Raw genomic sequence first — 19,093 nt, 5'->3', positions numbered from 1 at the left:
TTTAATTAATTAGTTTTTACGTACGTATTTCAAGCAGTCAAGAGTTACGGCAATAAGAATGATAATTCCTGAGAATACGAACTGTAAGTTAGTATCGATACCTAAAATTGTCAATGAATAAGTTAATGCAGTAAAGATCAATACACCAACTACTACACCAGAAATTTTACCGATACCACCAGTAAATGATACACCACCTACTACACAGGCAGCAATCGCATCCATTTCCCATCCTTGTCCATACGCAGCTGAACCAGAACCAATCATACGAATACATTCTAACCATGAACCAAATCCGTATAAGATACCTGCCATGATGAAGGCTCCAAGAGTTACTTTAAACACTGAAATACCAGATACAGAAGCAGCTTCTGGGTTTCCACCTACGGCATATAAGTTTTTACCAAATTTTGTTTTATTCCAAATGAACCAAACAATCACAACTGCAGCAACAGCCCACAAAATAATTGTAGGAATGCCACCAACTTTAGGAATAATTTTCCCTGGAATTGATTGATCAATACCACCAAAAGAAACACCCTTAGTTGAATAAGTTACTAAACCAAAGATAACTAACATGTTAGCCATTGTAGAAATGAATGGGTGCATCTTAAATTTAGCTGCAAAGAAACCGGCAATCGTTGTAAACATTGTACATAACACAACACAAACAACTAATGCTAAAAGAATTCTTCCTCCAACTGGCATAGTTGAGAAATCAAATACATGTCCGAATACTGAACCCGTGTTAGGTCCATTGTGCATAATAATTGTAGCGGCTGTCATACCCATACCAACCATACGTCCAACGGACAAGTCAGTACCAGCTAACATAATTAAACCAGATACACCTAATGCCAAGAACATTCTTGGAGATGCTTGTTGCATAATACTTAAAATGTTATTAACAGTAAAAAGTTGTAAACCATTCTTCTTAATTGGTGTAATGATACATAAGAAAATGAATACTAAAATAATCGCAATATATAAACCATTTTTCAACAAGAAATCGCGAGTATTAAATGAATATTTGTAGTTCTCGATTTTTTGAGCTTGTTTTTCTGCAAATGAGAAGTTTGACATCTTCAATAAATCGATTAAGTGATATTCAAATGTAAACGCATCATGTTTACGATCTTTTGCCTCTTGCATATTTTTAGTATATTCAAGTTTTGCATCGAACAAACGGTTCTTATAAATAAAGTTCTCTTCTTTAATTTCTTCTTTATCACTAAGACCTGATAAAATATCTTTGTGTTCTTTTTCTAATTCTTTTAATTTTTTATCATAGTCTGCCTTAGCTTTTTGAACCTCATACTTATTACTTTCAACAACTTTGTTGTAGTAATCTGTTTGATAGTGATCCTTTAAATATTTTTCAGCTACTGCAATTTTTTCATTAATTGGCTGTTTATTTTGAACTTCGATTTCTTTAGCTTTTTGTAATTTTGTATTCAATTCTGAAATACGAGCTTCTTTTTCGCTTTTAGTATAAATTTTATCTCTCTTTAGAACCTCGATTTCTTCAGAATATTCCAATACTTTATTTGTTCCTTCTTCTCTTAGTTCATCAATTTCAGCTTGAATCTTCCCTACATAATCTTCAATCGGTTTACGTAGTGCAAGCTCTTCATCACGACTAAGAATATTTGTAACTGTATTTGTCATAATTATCTCCTTTATAGGTATTTTGCACTGAGTCTTAACAACTCTTCCTGGTTAGTATCTTTTGTATTTACAATACCGGCTAAGCGTCCATTTGACATAACGCCAATACGGTTTGTGATACCTAAGATTTCTGGCATTTCACTTGAAACTACAATAATAGTTTTTCCTTGTTTAGCCATTTTGATGATCAATTCGTAAATTTCATATTTAGCACCTACGTCAATACCACGTGTAGGTTCATCCATCATAAATACGTTTGGTGATCTCTCTAACCATTTACCGAAGATAACTTTTTGTTGGTTACCACCAGATAGACTTGTAATCGCATCATTTGGTCCCATACACTTAGTTCTCATGGTTTTGATTTCTTTATTCGTAGCTTGAACCATTTTATTATCAGAAAGTGCTACCTTGCTCATATAAGAAGGTAAATTTGCAATCGTTGTATTGAATGTTAAATCACACTTTAAGAACAATCCATTTGCTTTACGCTCTTCAGTAATCAGGGCAAAACCATGTTCAATTGCTTCTTTAGCACTATTAAAGTTCATTAACTTATTGTCAAAATAAACACGACCTGAGGCTCTTGTACGGATACCGAAAATCGTTTCTAACAACTCTGTACGTCCAGCTCCTACTAAACCGTATAGACCGAAAATCTCACCTTTTTTAACGTCAAATGTAATATCTTTTAAGTATGGCTCATATTTTGTTGATACATGTTGAATAGATAACATTGGTTCTCCAGGAACATTATCAACAGGTGGGAATCGGTTATCCAATGAACGACCTACCATGGCTGCAATCAACTCATTCATGTTGGTTTCTGAAGTAGGTTTTGTCATAACCATTTTTCCATCTCTTAGAACCGATACTTCATCGCAAATTTCAAAAATTTCATCCATTTTATGCGAAATATAGATCAGCGAAATGCCTTGTTTTTTAAGCATACGCATCATTTCAAATAATTTGTCAACCTCTTGTGTCATTAAAGAAGATGTTGGTTCATCTAATACAATAACTTTTGAGTTATATGAAATTGCTCTGGCAATTTCACACATCTGTCTTTGTGAAACTGACATATTTCGCATTGGTGTATCTAAGTTTACCGTCATGCCAAGCTTTCTAAAAAGCTCAGATGATTTCTTTTTCATTCGATCTTCATCTACCATGCCTAATGAATTTGTGGGATAACGTCCCAAGAATAAATTGTCTTTAACATTTCTTTCAAGACATTGATTTAACTCCTGGTGCACCATGGCAATACCATTTTCTAGTGCTTCTTTAGGTCCGGAAAAATTAATTTCTTTTCCTTCTAAAAAAATCGTACCTTCATCTTTTTGATATGTCCCGAATAGACATTTCATCATTGTTGATTTACCAGCACCATTTTCTCCCATAAGTCCCATAACTGTACCTGGTTTTAAATCCAAATTAATGTGATCCAAAACACGGTTACGTCCAAAAGACTTACTCATTCCACGTATAGATAAGACCAATTCTTCATTCTTATCTGCCATAAAATCTCTCCTATTTTTTTACTACTATCTAAATAACATTAGGGAGAAATAATTTCTCCCTAATAAGCTTAATCCTAAGTTTTATTGAATTATTTATTTAAGGATTCCTGTGTAAGAAGCTGCATTGTCAGTCTTAACCATGTTAATTGCGAATGCATCATATTTGTCTGGGTTTCCTAAACGGTTTGTAATGTTAGATTCTGTTTGTCCATCTCCACCGATATATTCAACATCTAAATTCAATAAGTCATCATATTTTTCTAATAATGGTTGGTAAGTTGAGCTTAAGAAGTTATCAGAAGCATTGTAGATATTTAACCAAACGCTCTTCTTAGCGTGATCTTTTTCACCTAATTGGTTAGAAACTGGAGCATAAGTAACTGTTGAATCTAAGAAATCTTTATAGTTGTCAGCAGTAACAGCAACGTTTAATGCATAGTAAGAACGTTGATCCTTATTGTATGTATAAACATCATCAGTTAAAACATTTCCAGCATCATCTTTTGTACCGATACCTGTATCGATATCAACACCATCTAAAGCATTACGTAATACTCTTAATGCTAAATAAGCTTGAACGTCAGCATGTTGAGAAATTGTTCCACCATATCCTTCAGCGATTGCAGCAACTGCATCTGAGTTAGCATCGTATCCGAATGTAGGAACTTTGTTTTCTTTTGACCAAGCATTGAACATTGACATACCCATACCATCGTTGTTAGAAGCTACAACGTCAACTTCATCACCAAATGATGCAGTCCATGTACCGATTGTGTTACCAGCAGTAGCAGCATCCCAAGTTGCACCTGAAGAGTTCTTCATTTCTTGAGAAGCAAGTTCTCTAACTGTATAAGTTTTTCCATTAATTTCTAATGAGCCATCTTTAACGTTCTTAGAAGAACCATCATTGTTGATTCCAGCTGGATCACTTACGATTTCACCATCTTTTTCAACACCAGTACCTAATGCCTTACGAACACCTCTTGTACGAGCAATAGAGTCATTGTGACCAACATCACCAATAGCTAATACGTAACCGATAACGCCATCTCCGTTACGATCTAATGTATCGATATTCTTTTCGATATATTCTTTAATCATTTGTCCTTGAAGTTCAGCACCTTGATTTGCATCGAAACCAACATAATAAGTATCTTTGTTGAAGTTTAATGCATCCATGTCTAATTCACCAGTAGAACTGTTAGAAGGTTGACGGTTATACCATACTAATGGTTTGTCAGCATTTGCAACACTAGAACCACCAGTTTTTCCTTCATCTCCTCCACTGCTACAAGCAGTTAATGCAACACCCATAGATAAAGCTGCAGCAATTGTTAAAAATCTTTTGTTCATATTATCCTCCTAATGTAGATTTTTACATTAAGACACTTTCCCATATAGATACTTCACTTGATTATAATATGATTGGCAGCCGGGTGTTCCAAAAGTAATTAGTTATTTGTTATTTGCTTGTTGTATTTGAAACAAAGCCATTTGTCATGAAATCAATTTATATAATCTATTCTATACTTGTAAAGTCAGCTATGTACCCTCCTCAATGAGATGCGTCTTTTTACTACTGCATTCTAACACATGTTTGCAAGCGCTTTCAACTATTTTTTTAATTTTTTTATTTATAACTATTATTTGTATAATCACTATTTTTATTCAGATTCAAATATTATTATCATGTATAAAATATAACTATATTCCTATCAAATTCGTATGTATTATTGTCTACAAAATCGCTCTGTAACTTTAATAATATCTGCCCATCATATATACAAATCGTTATTATCATCGCCTATTTAAAAGCTTTATAATCACTATGTTAACAAATAATTTCATCTTATTATTTTGACTCATTTAAGAAATGCAAAAAATATTTTTGATTTTTTTATTTTTTTACTTGCAATTAATATAAACTTATAGTATCATTTACTAGCACTTGTCAAGGAAGACAAGTTTAATATACATGGCGCGTTGGAGAAACGGTTAACTCACATGCCTTTCACGCATGCATTCACGGGTTCGAATCCCGTACGCGTCACCATTTTTCAAACAAAGTCCGAAAGGACTTCTTTTTTTTTGCTTTTCAAAAGAAAAAGCCTTCCAAAAAGAAGGCTAAAGTTCATTGACAATATTATGTACCCATATTCCTTTTTTAACCAATGTGATTCCTAATACTGCCTTAGGAATATCCACACATTGCACCAATAAGTACACATTGAATATAGGTAAATTCGTAAAACGAGTTAAACATAGCGCAACCATAAATGTAAATATAAATGTATATCCACTATCGAAAAAGAAGGTAAGCAATGTTTTTCCTCCTGCACGCATTGTAAAGTAACTGCTATAGTACAAAGAAATAATGGGAAGCATACAAGCAGAAACCCTTAACAAAGATGTCGCTAACGATTTTACTTCAATAGACGTATTGTAGATTTGAGGAATAAAAGACGAACATAAAAACAATGCCACACCAATGCATAAACACATCATAAAATTCATAAATACCATCTTTAAATCACAATCTTTAGCATACTCTATTTCACCAGCACCCAGTCTTTGCCCAACAATAATCGAAATGGAATTACCCATTGCATAGCAAATGATCATAAAAAAATTGGTTACTGTTGTTGTAACATTAATGGCTGCAACTGCCGAAAGTCCTCTTGTTGAATAACATTGAGAAATAAGCGCAATGGATATCGACCACAATATTTCATTACATAATAGAGGCATTCCTCTTTTAACAACATTCTTAAATATATCACCCGATATCTTATCTAAATGCATCGCATCCCTTAAATAATTGTTATTTAAGCCTGCTGCTATATTTATCCCCATCTCTACAATTCTTGAAACAACCGTACCAATGGCCGCACCAATAACGCCAAGTTTAGGAAAGCCAAAGTGACCAAAAATCAAAATATAGTTGATGCAAAAGTTAACGATAACCGCAATAACACTAGCTTTCATCGGCAAAACCGTGTTGCCTGTTTCTCTAAGCGATGAAGAAAACACTTGTGTAATCGCAAAAGGAATCAATCCAATCAACATCACATCCATATATTGCTTGCCAAAGCTCAATGTTGTCATACTATCTGTCGGATCATCATTTAAATATAAAGAAATTAAGGAAGGCCCCAACAATTTAAAAATGCATATGGCCAATATTGAAATCAAAAGACCAAGCAACATTTTAATTCGGAAACAATGATGTACACCATCCCTATTTCCACGTCCATAAAATTGTGCCAAGAATATTCCAGCTCCTGACATTGCGCCAAAAACACTCACATTAAACACTTGAAACAACTGATTTGAAATAGATACACCACTCATAGATAGTGTTCCTAATTGTCCAATCATAATGTTATCTAATAAACTGGCAAGATTGGTAAAACCATTCTGTATCACAATCGGTATACATACAATCAAAACCATTCGATAAAACTTCTTATCACCAATTAACGATTTCATGTCCTTCCCCCTCAATGTAAGAAATACCGAGAACACTTAATGATTCTCGGTATTATTTTTGTAGTAACACAATGCGCCTAATAAATTTGCATCATTGTTAAATTTACAAGCTTTGATAACAGGTTCCTCTAATGTTGGAAACCATTGTGTCAAGCCCTTCATACTTTCTTTGATACACTCAATTAATCTTGGTTGTGCCGATATACCTCCGCCAATCAGAATGGTATCTACATCTAGAAGTAGCTGGATATTACTTAGCATCCAAGCTAAATTTTGGCAATACTGATTCAATCCTTCATACACTTTTTCATCATCTAAATGATCAAAAAGTTCTTTGCCCGTTAAACCCGTTGCTCTTTCAAGACCATCTTTTCCAAAGTAGGCCGCCATCGTATTCTTAAAAGTCTTTTCTGTATCCATATGCGCATCCGAATATTCACCTGCCAATAAATGTGAACCTTCATATACCTTATGATCAATGACAATCCCCATTCCAATATATGTACCTAGAACCACAACAAGTGCATTTTTTGAATTTATCAAATTTCCAAATCCAAGTTCAGCCCACGTCGCACAACGTCCATCATTTTCAATTGTCACTTTACAACCTTTGATTTCTTCCAATTGCTTTTTTAAAGGGTAGTTTGACAGAAAAGCAAGCTTACCCGTAATAAATGCACTAGAATGATCTTCATTCACAATTCCAGGCATACTAATCGCAATTCCAGTATATTCAAATGGTAAATCACAAATGGATTGCACAATTTTATCAGCCGTATCCAAAGTAGGATATTCCCCTTTTTGTTGAATATTCCCTAATTCATCGCATAATCCATATTTAATATTGGTACCACCAATGTCGATCGTTAAAATCATAATTTTTGCGACGTTGAAATTGTGTAACTATACAAATCACCACGATAGTAACACATTGTATACTCCATCTTTTTTTTCTTTTTATCATAAGAAACACGTTTACGAGCTAAAACCGGCTGATCTTTACGTATTTTTAATGCCAAGCATATTTCTTCACTCGGATTAATTGCCGAAAACTCTTCATCTATTCTTGTCGGTGCGCCAATCACTTCATAAATAGACTGTGTATGTTCTTCCATATTCATAGGTATATTTAAACTTAAAGGAAAATAAGACACAAAATATACCAATAAAACATCATCCGCCGTACGAACTCTTCGAACACAATACATCACTTCTTCGTCCAAGCCAAACAATTCTCTTGTGGCTTGATCCGGGATTTCTTTTGTGATGTGAAAAGACTTCGTTCCAGGTTTTCTTCCTAAAGCTGTCATTTCATCTGTAAAACTACGAATATGCGACAATTCTTCTTTGATTTTAGGTCTGTATGTCACAAACGTACCCTTGCCACGGCCACGCTTTACCATACCTTCCTGTTCTAATTCAAGAATAGCTTGTCTTGCTGTAATTCTTGAAACATCGTACATCTCTTGAATTTCCATTTCACTATCAACGCGATCTCCTACAGCCAATACTCCTTCTTGAATATCTTTTTTGTAGAATTCCTTAATTTGTTTATAGTAAGGAAGATGACCAGGCGTTGTATCCAATTTATGCATAACATGATCTCCTTATATATTTGTTATAACAATTATAGGATATTTCTTCTTCGCTTGTCAATTTCAATCCACTCATCTAATGTCATTGGCACATAATCGCTATACATACAAAAACAATTAATAAGTTGGCAAGGCACATTTTCTAATTGGCCATCTGAAATTCTTGGATGTTTTTGTTGCTGTACATAATCTTGATAAGCATCCAAAAACTGCTGATCTTGCGTCGCATGAATATGTCCATGCAACATAAAAGTTTTAGGATTCCCAAACTCATCCCTTCTATATTGCCCATCATAACAAGCAATTGGATAATGAGATAATACGACTTTTCGTTTATTCTCATTTAATTCCGCATAATCTTTGATCCAAACAAATCTTGAAGTATCAAAATTTTTGTCATCTAGAAAACGATCATGATTTCCGCGAATCAAATAAATTTTACCCTTTAATTCATCCAAAATTTCTGTTGTTTCCTTTGCATTTCCCCATGAAAAATCGCCAAGCACAACAACCTCATCATTTTTACGCACTTTACTATTCCACTGATCAATCATATATTCATTCATTTGATCAATATCATCAAAACCTCTTTGATCCATTTTTTCATTTAATGAACGATGAAAAAAATGTGTGTCCGCAATATAATAACGCATCTTTTTACGCATCCTTTCAAACTAGAAAATAGCGGAAATTCCGCTATTTTGTTATACACGCAAACCCTTCTTTTTTAAAAGCATTTTGCGTTTTCTTTAAACTTACATAATCCGATTGGGCTTCCCCTTTATCCAACAAATTATTTTCAATCAACATATCTATATTTGCCGTTTTAAAATCCATTTCCAACGTCACTTCAACCTGTTTGTCCTTTAATTGCGTCGAAACATGTACCCCTTCAATCGAATTGTATTTATCATCCAATGAAGAGTTGATTTTAGATTGAATCTGTTCAGAATTCATATCTTCCGTAATCCCCAAATCCGAAAAACCCATTGTAAATTTTTGTGTCATCTTTTGAATTTTATCCCCTTTTGCTTCAAAAGTAACCTGCTGTGAAGAATCATTTTTACAATCAATCACCTTTACTTTATTTGTCTTTTTTACTGTTACAGGCGCCTTTTCTGTTGACTTACTTTTTTGATGCGTAAGATCACTCACTTTTGTGCACCCACAAAGTAATAGGCTTATACACAACAAATATTGAATTCGCATAAGTATTCCCCCTTACGCAAATTATTTTATCATGAAATCAAATGTTCATCCACAAAGTTCGAAAGTTCATTCAAGCCAGCCTTAAACAACTTACTATCTTGCGCTAAGCCTAAACGGAAATAATATTCTTTATCAAAACAAGATCCCGGTACAAAGAAAACGCCTTTTTCTGCCAATAATAATTTCGCAAATGTCTCACTTTTTAAATCAAAATAATACTTCAAAAAACACACTGTACCACCATCCGGCAATACGCATTCAAAACGAGGATTCTCTTTAAGCCATTCATGAACGATATTTTTATTTGTTGAAATAATATTCTTAGCCCTTAAAATCAATTCATCCTTATGCTTAAGGGCAATCCATCCCAATTTGTCCACTAAAGGACCTGTAGAAATCATAGAATAATCTCTTCTCACATTAATTTGATGAATCACATACTCATTGGCTTTGATCCAGCCAAGACGTAATCCAGCAAGCGAAAACACTTTACTTAAGCTCGATGTCGAAATTCCATTTTCATATATATCACTTATTGAGACTTCCTGATTTAAACCACGATATACCTCATCACAAAGAATATAAGTACCATATGGTTTGCATACTTCAATCAATGCATTTAGAAAATCGTTAGAATATTCTGTCCCCGTTGGATTCGATGGATTATTTAAAATAATCATTTTCGTTGATGAATTAAAAACATCTCTAAACTTTTTTACACCAACCTGCCAATCATATTCATCAAACTCAATTAAACGCACCATGCATCCAATTGATTTTGGAACATCCACAAATTGCTGGTACCCAGGAACAACACAAATCACTTCATCCCCTTTTTCCAATAAAGTATTCATCACTAATTCATTGGCCTGCAAGCAACCTTGTGCCGTTGTGATATTATCAATCGTTCCACTCGCATATAAAGATAAGATTTCTTTTTTTAATTCAACATCCCCTGTGATTTGACCATAATCCAAAGTCAATTCATTAAAATCAAAATCCTCACAATCTAATAGTTCCTTTAAAGTTAACGCTTTTACACACGTATCCGTCATATTATAGATGGCATCATTTTCATAATCATTCATCCATTGTTCGACTTTAAAATCCGGCAATCTCATTCGTAGAATACCTTGCTCAAAAAATCTTTTGCACGATCCGACTGAGGATTCGCAAAAAACTCTTCGCTTGCGTTTTCCTCTATAATTTCTCCTTGATCCAAGAAAACAACTCGAGTCCCTACCTTTCTGGCAAAACCCATTTCATGTGTAACAACAACCATCGTCATACCTTGCTTACCAAGATCTTTCATTACTTCAAGTACTTCCTTGATCATTTCAGGATCCAAAGCACTTGTTGGTTCATCAAACAACATAATATCCGGATTCATACATAGTGCTCTTGCAATCGCAACACGCTGTTTTTGCCCACCAGATAAATTATTTGGATACGCATCTTTCTTTTCTAATAATCCAACTTTATCTAAATACTCTAAAGCTGTTTTTTCAGCTTCTTCATCCGTTTTATTCAACACCTCAACTTGTGCTAACTTACAATTTTGTAAAACCGACATATTCGGAAATAAATTGAAGTGTTGAAACACAAATCCCATACGATTTCTTTGTGCACGAAATTTCTTTTCATCATCCAGACTCATCCATTCATCATCCATATAAATCTTTCCTGAATCCACATGCTCCAAACCATGAATACAACGTAATAATGTACTTTTACCCGATCCACTAGGACCAATCAACGAGATAATATCCCCCTTATTGACTTCTAAGCTTACATTTTTTAGGGCACGTGTTTTATTAAATTGTTTTGAAACATTCTCTACTCTAATCACTTACAGCCAACCTCTTTTCCACTTTATTTCCAATACAAGAGACAATACATGTCATAATCAAATAGAATATTGCCGCAAGCATATATGGCGACATTACATCATAATATTCAGCCCCAATAACTTGAGCTCCTTTTAATAGTTCAACCGCTCCAATACAACTAATCAAAGAACTATCTTTAATCAAAGTAATAAATTCACTGATCAATGGTGGTACAACACGTTTGAAAGCTTGGGGTAAAATTACTAACTTCATTGTTTTCCAATTCGATAATCCTAATGTTTCACAAGCTTCCCATTGACCTTTATCTACTCCATTAATGCCTGAACGCAAAAGTTCAGTTTGATAAGCACCGGAATTAATACTTAAAGCTATCATACCAATTACGATGGGATTGATTCTTAATACATTGCCTGTAAATGCCGTATAAATCGATGGAATAACAGAGAAAATAATCAAAATCTGTAGAAGCAATGGGGTTCCACGAATGATTGTGACATACACAAACGCTATAGCTCTAGGCACCTTATGTTTGCTTCTTCTTCCACTTGCTCCTAAAATGCCAAGCACTAAACCAATTAAAAGGGAAAGCGCTGCAATCGCAACCGACAACAGCGCACCCTTTGCCAAATAGAGTATATTCTCTAATGTAAATACCTGATCAATCGCAACAAACATACACTTTCCTCACTTTTCCTTTACTTTGTTTCTAATGGAGATAAACCATATTTTTTGCACAACTTAACATAATCATCGCTAGCCAAGAATTTTTTAATACATGTATTCATCTTGTCAATCACATCTGTATTTCCTTTTTTCGCAATAATATAGTTTTGTTCATCCATTAAAGATTCATCTAACATTTTAAATTCGCCACTCTTCACATAGTTTTTAGCTACACCCAAGTCAACGATTGCTGCATCATATTGATTTGCACTTAATGCATTCATAATGTCTTGCACATTCTTTAATCCAGTCACTTTAGCATCCTTAACTTCTTTTGCAGCCGTCTCACCAGTAGCTCCTGTTTGAGCAACTAAAGATTTACCTTCTAAATCTGAAACCGATGCAATTTCTGAATCATTAGGAACTACCGCAACTTGACTTGATCCTAAATATGGATCTGACCATTCTACTTTACGTTTTGAATCATATGTAAATCCAGAAATACCTACATCAATTTGGTCTCCTTGAAGCTGAGTAATGATATTATCAAAATCCATCTTCTTCATTTCTAACTTGTAAGTAACACCTTCTTCGTCACTTAAATATTCTTCAAAACACTTCATCATATCTGGATCAAATCCTACGATATCTCCCTTTTTATTTTCAGATTCATAAGGAGCATAATCTGGAGAAATCCCCACAGTAATTGTTTTTACATCCTCTGATTCACTTGAACATCCTGCCATTGTTAATGCGGTTAATGCCGCCATACCTAATTTAATAATTTTTTTCATGTTTTATTCCTACCTTTCTTCGTGTGTAAATCAAAAATTATTTCATATCGTCGATCACTTTCCATTCACACACACCCTTTCCAATAAAAAAACGCCCAAATATACATTGGACGTAATATACGCGGTACCACCAAAATTCCATCTGCCTATACAGATGACACCTCATTCTTAACGCGAATTCACGATTTAGCCTCAAATCTTCGACCAAATAACTCCAAGACACGTTCCAAAAGATTTCACAATAACTTACACCTTCCGTTATCTCTCTTTAGAGAAATTACTTTTGTACTTCTTCTCTTCTTTGTTTATGTAAATTATTATATTCATTTTCTGAAAACTTGCAAGATAAAAATGAAATTATTTTACATTTATTTACAAATAATAAATTATCATTCTTCTTGTTACCATCTACTCATCTAAATATTTCTTTCTAACAATAAATTGCATAACGCATTTCCTATTCCCATTTTTTGAAAAAAAATCATTTTTCGGTAATAGAATGTGCCTTTAAATTTTTAAAGCGTGAATATCGAGGTGCTCATTCAACAAGAAAAAAGACCTCTTTCGAGATCTATGCTGCAAATTCATTTAAAGCATCAATTGTTTTCGTATATTGCTCTTTCACTGCATCAAATTGTTGCAAAGCCAATTCCAAGTTTCCTGCACGTAAACTTTCTGTGATTTCAAAACTTGGTTTATACAAATGATCAAAGCCTAAATTCATGCATACCCCTTTCAATGTATGAGCTGCACGAAAAGCTATTTCCACTTGTTTATCATTTAAAGCTTTTTCAAGTTCTTGAAAACTCGTATCTTCTCTAAATTTTAGTGCAAATTTCTCAATCATACTAACACTTGGTAAACGTTTAATAACATCTTGATAATTAGCACCCATTTTTATATAACATTCTTCAATTGTCATTCTATTTTCCTCTCTATAATATAACTGAATATTAAATTAACATTTTTAATTAAAGCTTTTTTAAAACACATATATTCTATAATCTAACCAAAGAAAAAGCAATATAAAAAAAGGAAGCAAAAGCTTCCTAAATGATTAGTTCTTTAACGCTTGTAAAGGAGCTGGAATTCTTCCGCCACGATTGATCATAACGTCATTTGAAATTTGAGAAATTGGCATAACAGGACCTGCACCTAATAAACCACCAAAATCTAATTCATCCCCAACATCTTTTCCAATAGCTGGAATCACACGTACGGCTGTCGTTTTTGTGTTAACCATACCGATTGCTGCTTCATCCGCAATAATTCCTGAAATAACACTTGCACTTGTTTCTCCTGGAATTACGATCATATCCAATCCAACACTACATACAGCAGTCATTGCTTCTAATTTTTCTAATTTTAATGCACCTGTTCTTGCCGCATTGATCATTCCTGCATCTTCACTTACAGGAATAAAAGCACCAGATAATCCACCAACATTACTTGTTGCCATAACGCCCCCTTTTTTAACGGCATCATTCAACATCGCAAGACATGCAGTTGTTCCATAAGCGCCACATGTTTCCAATCCCATTTCTTCTAAAATGTAGGCAACACTATCACCAATTGCTGGTGTTGGTGCCAAAGACAAGTCCACAATTCCAAATGGAACACCCAATTTTTCACTCGCAACAGTTCCAACTAATTGTCCCATACGAGTAATCTTAAAAGCTGTACGTTTGATTAAATCTGCAATCTGATCCATACGCAATGATTTATCGGCTTTACTTAATACAGCACGCACAACACCAGGTCCGGATACACCAACATTGATTACACAATCAGCTTCTCCTACTCCATGGAAAGCTCCTGCCATAAATGGATTATCTTCAGGTGCATTACAGAATACAACTAATTTTGCAGCACCCAAGCAATTATCATCCTTTGTATATTCCGCGCAACACTTCACAATACGACCCATTTGTGCAACGGCATCCATATTGATTCCAGCTTTTGTACTACCTACATTAACACTTGCACAAACATGTTGTGTTTTCGCCAAGGCTTCAGGAATGGATTCAATCAACGCATTGTCTCCTGCCGCATATCCTTTTTGTACAAGTGCAGAATATCCACCAATAAAATCTACACCTAATTTTTGAGCGCAGCGCTCTAAAGTTAATGCATATTCAACTGGATTTCCGCCAGAACAAGCCACTAACATTGCAATTGGTGTTACACTAATTCTCTTATTAACAACTGGAATACCATAAGTCTTACTGAAATCATTTCCTACTTTTACTAAGTCTTTAGCTAAGCGGCAAATCTTTTCTTCAACCTTTTGACATGAAACATGAATGTCTGGATCCATACAATCCAATAAACTAATACCCATTGTGATTGTACGAATATCCAAATATTCTTCGTCAATCATCTTTATTGTTTCTAAAATTTCATTTGTCTGCATAGGAACACCTCATTAAATTTTGTGCATAGAATTGAAAATATCCTGATGCATACAACGAATTACTAAGTTCTTTTCTTTTCCTAAGTTCTCCATTCTTTCTGCAAATTCATTTAATGGAATACTCATTTCATCAATTGCCACAATCATAGTCATGGTAAACATTGAATCTACAATTGTTTGTGTTACATCCAATACATTTAAATTGTAGTTTGCACATTCATTGGCAATCATAGCCAAAATTCCTACTTTGTCTTTTCCAATTACACTAATAACAGCCTTCATCATCATTCTCCTTATAGTTTTATTGCACATTTTTCAAAACGTACTAGCTCATATGGTTCATATGCACTCTGGATTCCTTGCACATTCACATCATATTCACTTGGCATAAAGGATACCTCATTTTGTTGTTTTAGACAATCCTTAATAATTTGACTTTGTTCTTTTGTCAAAGTTTTTGACTTTTTAAAACAAATCTCATTTGCCTTATTTAGTAAAATAATATCGACATCTAAGCAGTCACTCGCAAACAAATGATCTTTCCAATCACATTCTTGAATATTGAAATAAAAATCACTATTGTCAATATCTCCACCCTCAAGCACAAATATCGCAATATCATTTGTGTAACAAAAATGAAGATCAATACCACTATTCAACATTTCAATTTCCTCCTGTGTCCAATCCTCATCTTTTATTACTAACATAAAACGGTTTTCTACATAGTCCATGATGGCACCTAAATCGATGTCATACTCAAATTTTTCTTTTTTTTCCATATATTCATTATAAAGATTATCTTAAGAAAAAGCGAATCAATTTCTCATTCAATTTTGTATAAGGCTGATAACGCATAGGTAAATCAATGATTCTTTTTTTATCCACAATACTCTTTGTATGACTAAACGTATCAAAACCACGCTTTCCGTGGTATGAACCCATACCACTTTCACCAACACCACCAAAGCCCATATTGCTTGTAGCTAAGTGAATCACCACATCATTGATGCAACCTCCACCAAATGAAACTTCACTCGTTACTTTCTTTGATACTTGTTTATTATTTGTGAAAATATATAAAGCTAAAGGAGAAGGCATGGAATTGATTTTATCTATAACTACATCTAAATTTGAATATGTCAATATTGGCATAACGGGGCCAAATATTTCTTCCTGCATAATTGGATCTGAAAAATCCACACGATCCACTACCGTTGGTTCAATTTGTAGATTATGATGTTTTCCACCATAAACAACCTTATCCATATCAATCAACTCTAAAATCCTCTTATAGTGCTTTTCATTAATAATATGACCATAATCATCTAAGCTCGCATATTGACGCTTAATTTCGGATATCACACATTCGATAAATCTATCCTTTATCGATTCATGTACTAACATGTAGTCTGGTGCCACGCAAGTTTGTCCGCAATTCAAATATTTTCCAAAAACGATTCGTCGTGCCGCTAATTTAACATCAACATCCCTATCAACGATACAAGGGCTTTTTCCTCCCAATTCTAGAGTGACTGGTGTTAAATGTTGGCTAGCTTTATTCATCACAATTTTTCCTACACGTTTTGATCCTGTATAGAAAATGTAGTCAAACTTTGAATCTAGTAATTTAGAACTCACTTCACTATCTCCAAGTACACAAGCTACATATTCAGAATCAAAATATTCTTCAATCATATCTTTGATGACTTGTGATGTGTATGGACTAAATTCACTAGGTTTTAATACCACCGTATTTCCAGCTGCAAGTGCATCAATTAATGGGTCAATAGAAAGTAAAAAAGGATAATTCCAAGGACTAATGACTAACACCACACCATAAGGACTTGGCTTTTCAAAGCTACGTGATAAAAATTGAGATAATGGCGTATAAACTGTTTTTTCTTTTGAAAATTTATGAACATGTTTTTCCATGTAAGTTAATTCGCTTAAAGCTAACCCAACTTCACACATATAAGACTCAAAATTTGATTTTCCGACATCCATTTTAATAGCTTCGTTAATTCTGTCTTCATAAGCTAAAATTGCCTTTTTTAAAGTTTTTAAGGCGTTTATTCTAAAATGAATATCCAGTGTTTTATGTTGATTATAAAATTCTCTTTGTTTTAAAACGATTGGATCCATACTTAATCCTCCACTACTAAATCATACACTTTTTCTAACTCTTTTACATCCCACAAAACTGGAACTGGATATAATGGATTGGCTTCATGATCTGCATAAAGAGCTAATTCGTGTATATCCGATTTCTTTAATTCACTAAATGTAGATGAGATACCAAAATACTTTTTCATTAAAGTGATTTGTTCTATAAAACGCTCAGCACCAACCTTATAAGAATCCTTCGCATTACAGATGCCACAATACAAAGCCATTTCATAGAGTTTCTTATACACACTATCTCCATATTGTTTCAACACAACATCAAGTAATGTCGCATTGGCTAGTCCATGCGCAATATTATATTTACCACCTAATGAATGAGCAATTGCATGCACATATCCTACATAGGATACTGTAAAGGCATGTCCTGCATAGTAGGCAGCATCGAGCATATTGCTTCTAGCTTCTAAATCATTTCCATCTTCATACACCTTATATATATTCTCAAAAATTAGTTTTGTAGCCTTTAACGCATATTCACGCGTCTTCTTTGTGGTCGAATTACCAATATAAGCCTCAATCGCATGAGTTAAAGCATCCATCCCTGTGCATGCCGTAATAAATGGAGGCAGAGATAATGTAGGCTTAGGATCTAAAACGGCATAATCAGGAATCAAATAAAAATCATTGATCGCATACTTATGGCGTGTTTTTGAATCTACAATGACAGCTGCAAGAGTTGTTTCACTTCCTGTTCCAGCAGTGGTAGGTACACAAATAAGTAATGGTAATTTCTTCCAAATCTTTAAAATTCCTTCCATCTTTGATAGTGGTTTTTTACAACGAGCAAGTCTAGCACCAACGGCCTTAGCACAATCCATGCTAGATCCTCCACCAAAACCAATCAAAGCCTGACAATTCGAAGATAAATATAAGTTTCTGGCATCTTCTACATTATCACTTGTTGGATTTGCGACCGTTTTATCATATATCACATATTCAATAGAATGATGATCTAAGTGTTCACACATACGATTTAGTATTCCTAATTGATGTACAGTAAAATCTGTGATAACCATGACTTTAGAAATATGATTATCCTTACAAACATGAGAAATTAAAGATGTACTCTTTAATATTTCTGGAGTTCGATAGGGCAAAACCGGTATCACGAGTTTAAAACAATTCTGAAAAATTCGACAATATATTTTCTTGAATGTATTCATAAAGCACCTCCTTTTAGTTAACTTTGTATACTTTATATTTATTTGTTCACTTTGTCAACTATAAAAGTGTAGACACATCCATGTACTTTTCATCTACTTCTACAATTTCAAAAAGCCAACAAGCCGCATTTCAAGGCCTTTCCCCTGTATAAAAGAAAAGAAGAGATTTTTCATCTCCTCCTATCAATTACTTAATACTCGTTTTAGATTTTCAACAGATATCGAACAAACCTTAGAAATCTCATTGACACTCATTCCATTCATTAACATCGTCTTGTACAAAAGAACCTGTCCTAGTTCTACACCCTGTTCAATACCTTGTTCGATTCCTTTTCTTATCCCTTCAGCTTCCCATTCTTTTGACTTTACTTCAAGCCATCTCTTTTCAGCTTCACACATTTAACTTCACCTAAGCTTTCATCAACAGCCTTTCAATCGACTCTTCACTTACTGAGAAGATGGATGCGATACTTGAAATACTGAATCCTTTGTCTACCATTGTTTGATACATTTCTTTACGATTATTCTCGCTGCCTTGTTCGATT

General features: G+C 34.0%; 19 protein-coding genes, 1 tRNA gene and 1 other annotated feature. Of the genes, 1 reads left to right on the top strand and 19 read right to left on the bottom strand.

The features are described 5' to 3' along the window. Positions 1-9 precede the first annotated feature (9 nt). The 3 genes from EUBIFOR_RS11665 to EUBIFOR_RS11655 form a co-directional block, all read right to left on the bottom strand. Positions 10-1,668 carry an ABC transporter permease subunit gene (locus tag EUBIFOR_RS11665; RefSeq protein ID WP_003866274.1) on the bottom strand — a complete coding sequence of 553 codons (1,659 nt, stop codon included), beginning with the start codon at positions 1,666-1,668 and terminating at the stop codon, positions 10-12. Between the two features lie 11 nt (positions 1,669-1,679). Continuing rightward, the gene (locus tag EUBIFOR_RS11660; RefSeq protein WP_003866273.1) at positions 1,680-3,188 is read right to left on the bottom strand and encodes a sugar ABC transporter ATP-binding protein; all 1,509 of its coding nucleotides are present in this window, start codon (positions 3,186-3,188) and stop codon (positions 1,680-1,682) included. Positions 3,189-3,281: 93 nt separating this feature from the next. Beyond that, a complete protein-coding gene (locus tag EUBIFOR_RS11655; RefSeq protein WP_003866272.1) occupies positions 3,282-4,541 on the bottom strand; it encodes a substrate-binding domain-containing protein in 1,260 nt (419 codons plus the stop codon). Between the two features lie 624 nt (positions 4,542-5,165). On the opposite strand from EUBIFOR_RS11655, the gene EUBIFOR_RS11650 reads away from it, so the two are divergent. Then, positions 5,166-5,241: transfer RNA gene (locus EUBIFOR_RS11650), tRNA-Glu, on the top strand. A 71-nt stretch (positions 5,242-5,312) separates the two neighbouring features. On the opposite strand, the gene EUBIFOR_RS11645 is transcribed toward EUBIFOR_RS11650, so the two are convergent. The 16 genes from EUBIFOR_RS11645 to EUBIFOR_RS11570 all read right to left on the bottom strand — a co-directional run bounded on the left by EUBIFOR_RS11645 (position 5,313) and on the right by EUBIFOR_RS11570 (position 18,947). Then, positions 5,313-6,677 (bottom strand): MATE family efflux transporter, encoded by a 1,365-nt coding sequence (locus EUBIFOR_RS11645; RefSeq protein ID WP_040466565.1) that lies wholly within the window; start codon positions 6,675-6,677, stop codon positions 5,313-5,315. Positions 6,678-6,713: 36 nt separating this feature from the next. Then, on the bottom strand, positions 6,714-7,553 hold the full coding sequence (locus tag EUBIFOR_RS11640; protein ID WP_003866270.1) for an ROK family protein: 840 nt from the start codon (positions 7,551-7,553) through the stop codon (positions 6,714-6,716). Beyond that, positions 7,550-8,272 (bottom strand): GntR family transcriptional regulator, encoded by a 723-nt coding sequence (locus tag EUBIFOR_RS11635; protein ID WP_003866269.1) that lies wholly within the window; start codon positions 8,270-8,272, stop codon positions 7,550-7,552. Before EUBIFOR_RS11635 ends, EUBIFOR_RS11640 begins: the two co-directional genes overlap by 4 nt. 32 nt (positions 8,273-8,304) lie before the next feature. Further along, complete coding sequence (locus EUBIFOR_RS11630; protein ID WP_040466564.1) at positions 8,305-8,925, bottom strand: metallophosphoesterase; 621 nt, start codon at positions 8,923-8,925, stop codon at positions 8,305-8,307. Between the two features lie 43 nt (positions 8,926-8,968). Continuing rightward, positions 8,969-9,481: a DUF1307 domain-containing protein gene (locus EUBIFOR_RS11625; RefSeq protein WP_040466563.1), complete on the bottom strand. Its 513-nt coding sequence runs from the start codon at positions 9,479-9,481 to the stop codon at positions 8,969-8,971. A 29-nt stretch (positions 9,482-9,510) separates the two neighbouring features. Then, positions 9,511-10,602, bottom strand: a complete 1,092-nt coding sequence (locus EUBIFOR_RS11620) for an aminotransferase class I/II-fold pyridoxal phosphate-dependent enzyme (RefSeq protein WP_003866266.1) — start codon at positions 10,600-10,602, stop codon at positions 9,511-9,513. Further along, on the bottom strand, positions 10,599-11,330 hold the full coding sequence (locus EUBIFOR_RS11615; RefSeq protein WP_003866265.1) for an amino acid ABC transporter ATP-binding protein: 732 nt from the start codon (positions 11,328-11,330) through the stop codon (positions 10,599-10,601). The genes EUBIFOR_RS11620 and EUBIFOR_RS11615 overlap by 4 nt, the downstream gene beginning before the upstream one ends. Further along, on the bottom strand, positions 11,323-12,006 hold the full coding sequence (locus tag EUBIFOR_RS11610; RefSeq protein ID WP_003866264.1) for an amino acid ABC transporter permease: 684 nt from the start codon (positions 12,004-12,006) through the stop codon (positions 11,323-11,325). Before EUBIFOR_RS11610 ends, EUBIFOR_RS11615 begins: the two co-directional genes overlap by 8 nt. Positions 12,007-12,026: 20 nt before the next feature. Further along, positions 12,027-12,788, bottom strand: coding sequence for a transporter substrate-binding domain-containing protein (locus EUBIFOR_RS11605; RefSeq protein WP_003866263.1), 762 nt, complete (start codon positions 12,786-12,788; stop codon positions 12,027-12,029). A 103-nt stretch (positions 12,789-12,891) separates the two neighbouring features. Further along, positions 12,892-13,099, bottom strand: a binding site (T-box leader). 260 nt (positions 13,100-13,359) lie between these two features. Continuing rightward, entirely contained in the window at positions 13,360-13,710 is a 351-nt protein-coding gene (locus EUBIFOR_RS11600) for an Hpt domain-containing protein (RefSeq protein ID WP_003866262.1), read from the bottom strand. A gap of 135 nt (positions 13,711-13,845) precedes the next feature. Next, positions 13,846-15,201 (bottom strand): PFL family protein, encoded by a 1,356-nt coding sequence (locus tag EUBIFOR_RS11595; protein ID WP_003866261.1) that lies wholly within the window; start codon positions 15,199-15,201, stop codon positions 13,846-13,848. A 12-nt stretch (positions 15,202-15,213) separates the two neighbouring features. Beyond that, a complete protein-coding gene (locus EUBIFOR_RS11590) occupies positions 15,214-15,483 on the bottom strand; it encodes an ACT domain-containing protein (RefSeq protein ID WP_040466562.1) in 270 nt (89 codons plus the stop codon). Positions 15,484-15,494: 11 nt separating this feature from the next. Beyond that, positions 15,495-15,980, bottom strand: coding sequence for a hypothetical protein (locus EUBIFOR_RS11585; protein WP_003866259.1), 486 nt, complete (start codon positions 15,978-15,980; stop codon positions 15,495-15,497). Between the two features lie 16 nt (positions 15,981-15,996). After that, positions 15,997-17,343, bottom strand: a complete 1,347-nt coding sequence (locus EUBIFOR_RS11580; RefSeq protein ID WP_003866258.1) for an aldehyde dehydrogenase — start codon at positions 17,341-17,343, stop codon at positions 15,997-15,999. Between the two features lie 2 nt (positions 17,344-17,345). Beyond that, positions 17,346-18,548 carry an iron-containing alcohol dehydrogenase gene (locus EUBIFOR_RS11575; protein WP_003866257.1) on the bottom strand — a complete coding sequence of 401 codons (1,203 nt, stop codon included), beginning with the start codon at positions 18,546-18,548 and terminating at the stop codon, positions 17,346-17,348. A gap of 183 nt (positions 18,549-18,731) precedes the next feature. Continuing rightward, positions 18,732-18,947, bottom strand: coding sequence for a hypothetical protein (locus EUBIFOR_RS11570; RefSeq protein ID WP_003866256.1), 216 nt, complete (start codon positions 18,945-18,947; stop codon positions 18,732-18,734). Positions 18,948-19,093 lie beyond the last annotated feature (146 nt).

This window comes from Holdemanella biformis DSM 3989, assembly GCF_000156655.1.
Classification (GTDB): domain Bacteria; phylum Bacillota_I; class Bacilli_A; order Erysipelotrichales; family Erysipelotrichaceae; genus Holdemanella; species Holdemanella biformis.
The sequence above is the reverse complement of the archived record's forward strand: the minus strand, read 5'-3'. Positions and strand labels throughout refer to the sequence as shown.

Excerpts from the sequence above, each read along its gene's own strand:
- EUBIFOR_RS11665 (WP_003866274.1), bottom strand. The coding sequence starts at position 1,668 with ATGACAAATACAGTTACAAATATTCTTAGTCGTGATGAAGAGCTTGCA.
- EUBIFOR_RS11660 (WP_003866273.1), bottom strand. The coding sequence starts at position 3,188 with ATGGCAGATAAGAATGAAGAATTGGTCTTATCTATACGTGGAATGAGT.
- EUBIFOR_RS11655 (WP_003866272.1), bottom strand. The coding sequence starts at position 4,541 with ATGAACAAAAGATTTTTAACAATTGCTGCAGCTTTATCTATGGGTGTT.
- EUBIFOR_RS11645 (WP_040466565.1), bottom strand. The coding sequence starts at position 6,677 with ATGAAATCGTTAATTGGTGATAAGAAGTTTTATCGAATGGTTTTGATT.
- EUBIFOR_RS11640 (WP_003866270.1), bottom strand. The coding sequence starts at position 7,553 with ATGATTTTAACGATCGACATTGGTGGTACCAATATTAAATATGGATTA.
- EUBIFOR_RS11635 (WP_003866269.1), bottom strand. The coding sequence starts at position 8,272 with ATGCATAAATTGGATACAACGCCTGGTCATCTTCCTTACTATAAACAA.
- EUBIFOR_RS11630 (WP_040466564.1), bottom strand. The coding sequence starts at position 8,925 with ATGCGTTATTATATTGCGGACACACATTTTTTTCATCGTTCATTAAAT.
- EUBIFOR_RS11625 (WP_040466563.1), bottom strand. The coding sequence starts at position 9,481 with ATGCGAATTCAATATTTGTTGTGTATAAGCCTATTACTTTGTGGGTGC.
- EUBIFOR_RS11620 (WP_003866266.1), bottom strand. The coding sequence starts at position 10,602 with ATGAGATTGCCGGATTTTAAAGTCGAACAATGGATGAATGATTATGAA.
- EUBIFOR_RS11610 (WP_003866264.1), bottom strand. The coding sequence starts at position 12,006 with ATGTTTGTTGCGATTGATCAGGTATTTACATTAGAGAATATACTCTAT.
- EUBIFOR_RS11605 (WP_003866263.1), bottom strand. The coding sequence starts at position 12,788 with ATGAAAAAAATTATTAAATTAGGTATGGCGGCATTAACCGCATTAACA.
- EUBIFOR_RS11600 (WP_003866262.1), bottom strand. The coding sequence starts at position 13,710 with ATGACAATTGAAGAATGTTATATAAAAATGGGTGCTAATTATCAAGAT.
- EUBIFOR_RS11595 (WP_003866261.1), bottom strand. The coding sequence starts at position 15,201 with ATGCAGACAAATGAAATTTTAGAAACAATAAAGATGATTGACGAAGAA.
- EUBIFOR_RS11590 (WP_040466562.1), bottom strand. The coding sequence starts at position 15,483 with ATGAAGGCTGTTATTAGTGTAATTGGAAAAGACAAAGTAGGAATTTTG.
- EUBIFOR_RS11585 (WP_003866259.1), bottom strand. The coding sequence starts at position 15,980 with ATGGAAAAAAAAGAAAAATTTGAGTATGACATCGATTTAGGTGCCATC.
- EUBIFOR_RS11580 (WP_003866258.1), bottom strand. The coding sequence starts at position 17,343 with ATGGATCCAATCGTTTTAAAACAAAGAGAATTTTATAATCAACATAAA.
- EUBIFOR_RS11575 (WP_003866257.1), bottom strand. The coding sequence starts at position 18,548 with ATGAATACATTCAAGAAAATATATTGTCGAATTTTTCAGAATTGTTTT.
- EUBIFOR_RS11570 (WP_003866256.1), bottom strand. The coding sequence starts at position 18,947 with ATGTGTGAAGCTGAAAAGAGATGGCTTGAAGTAAAGTCAAAAGAATGG.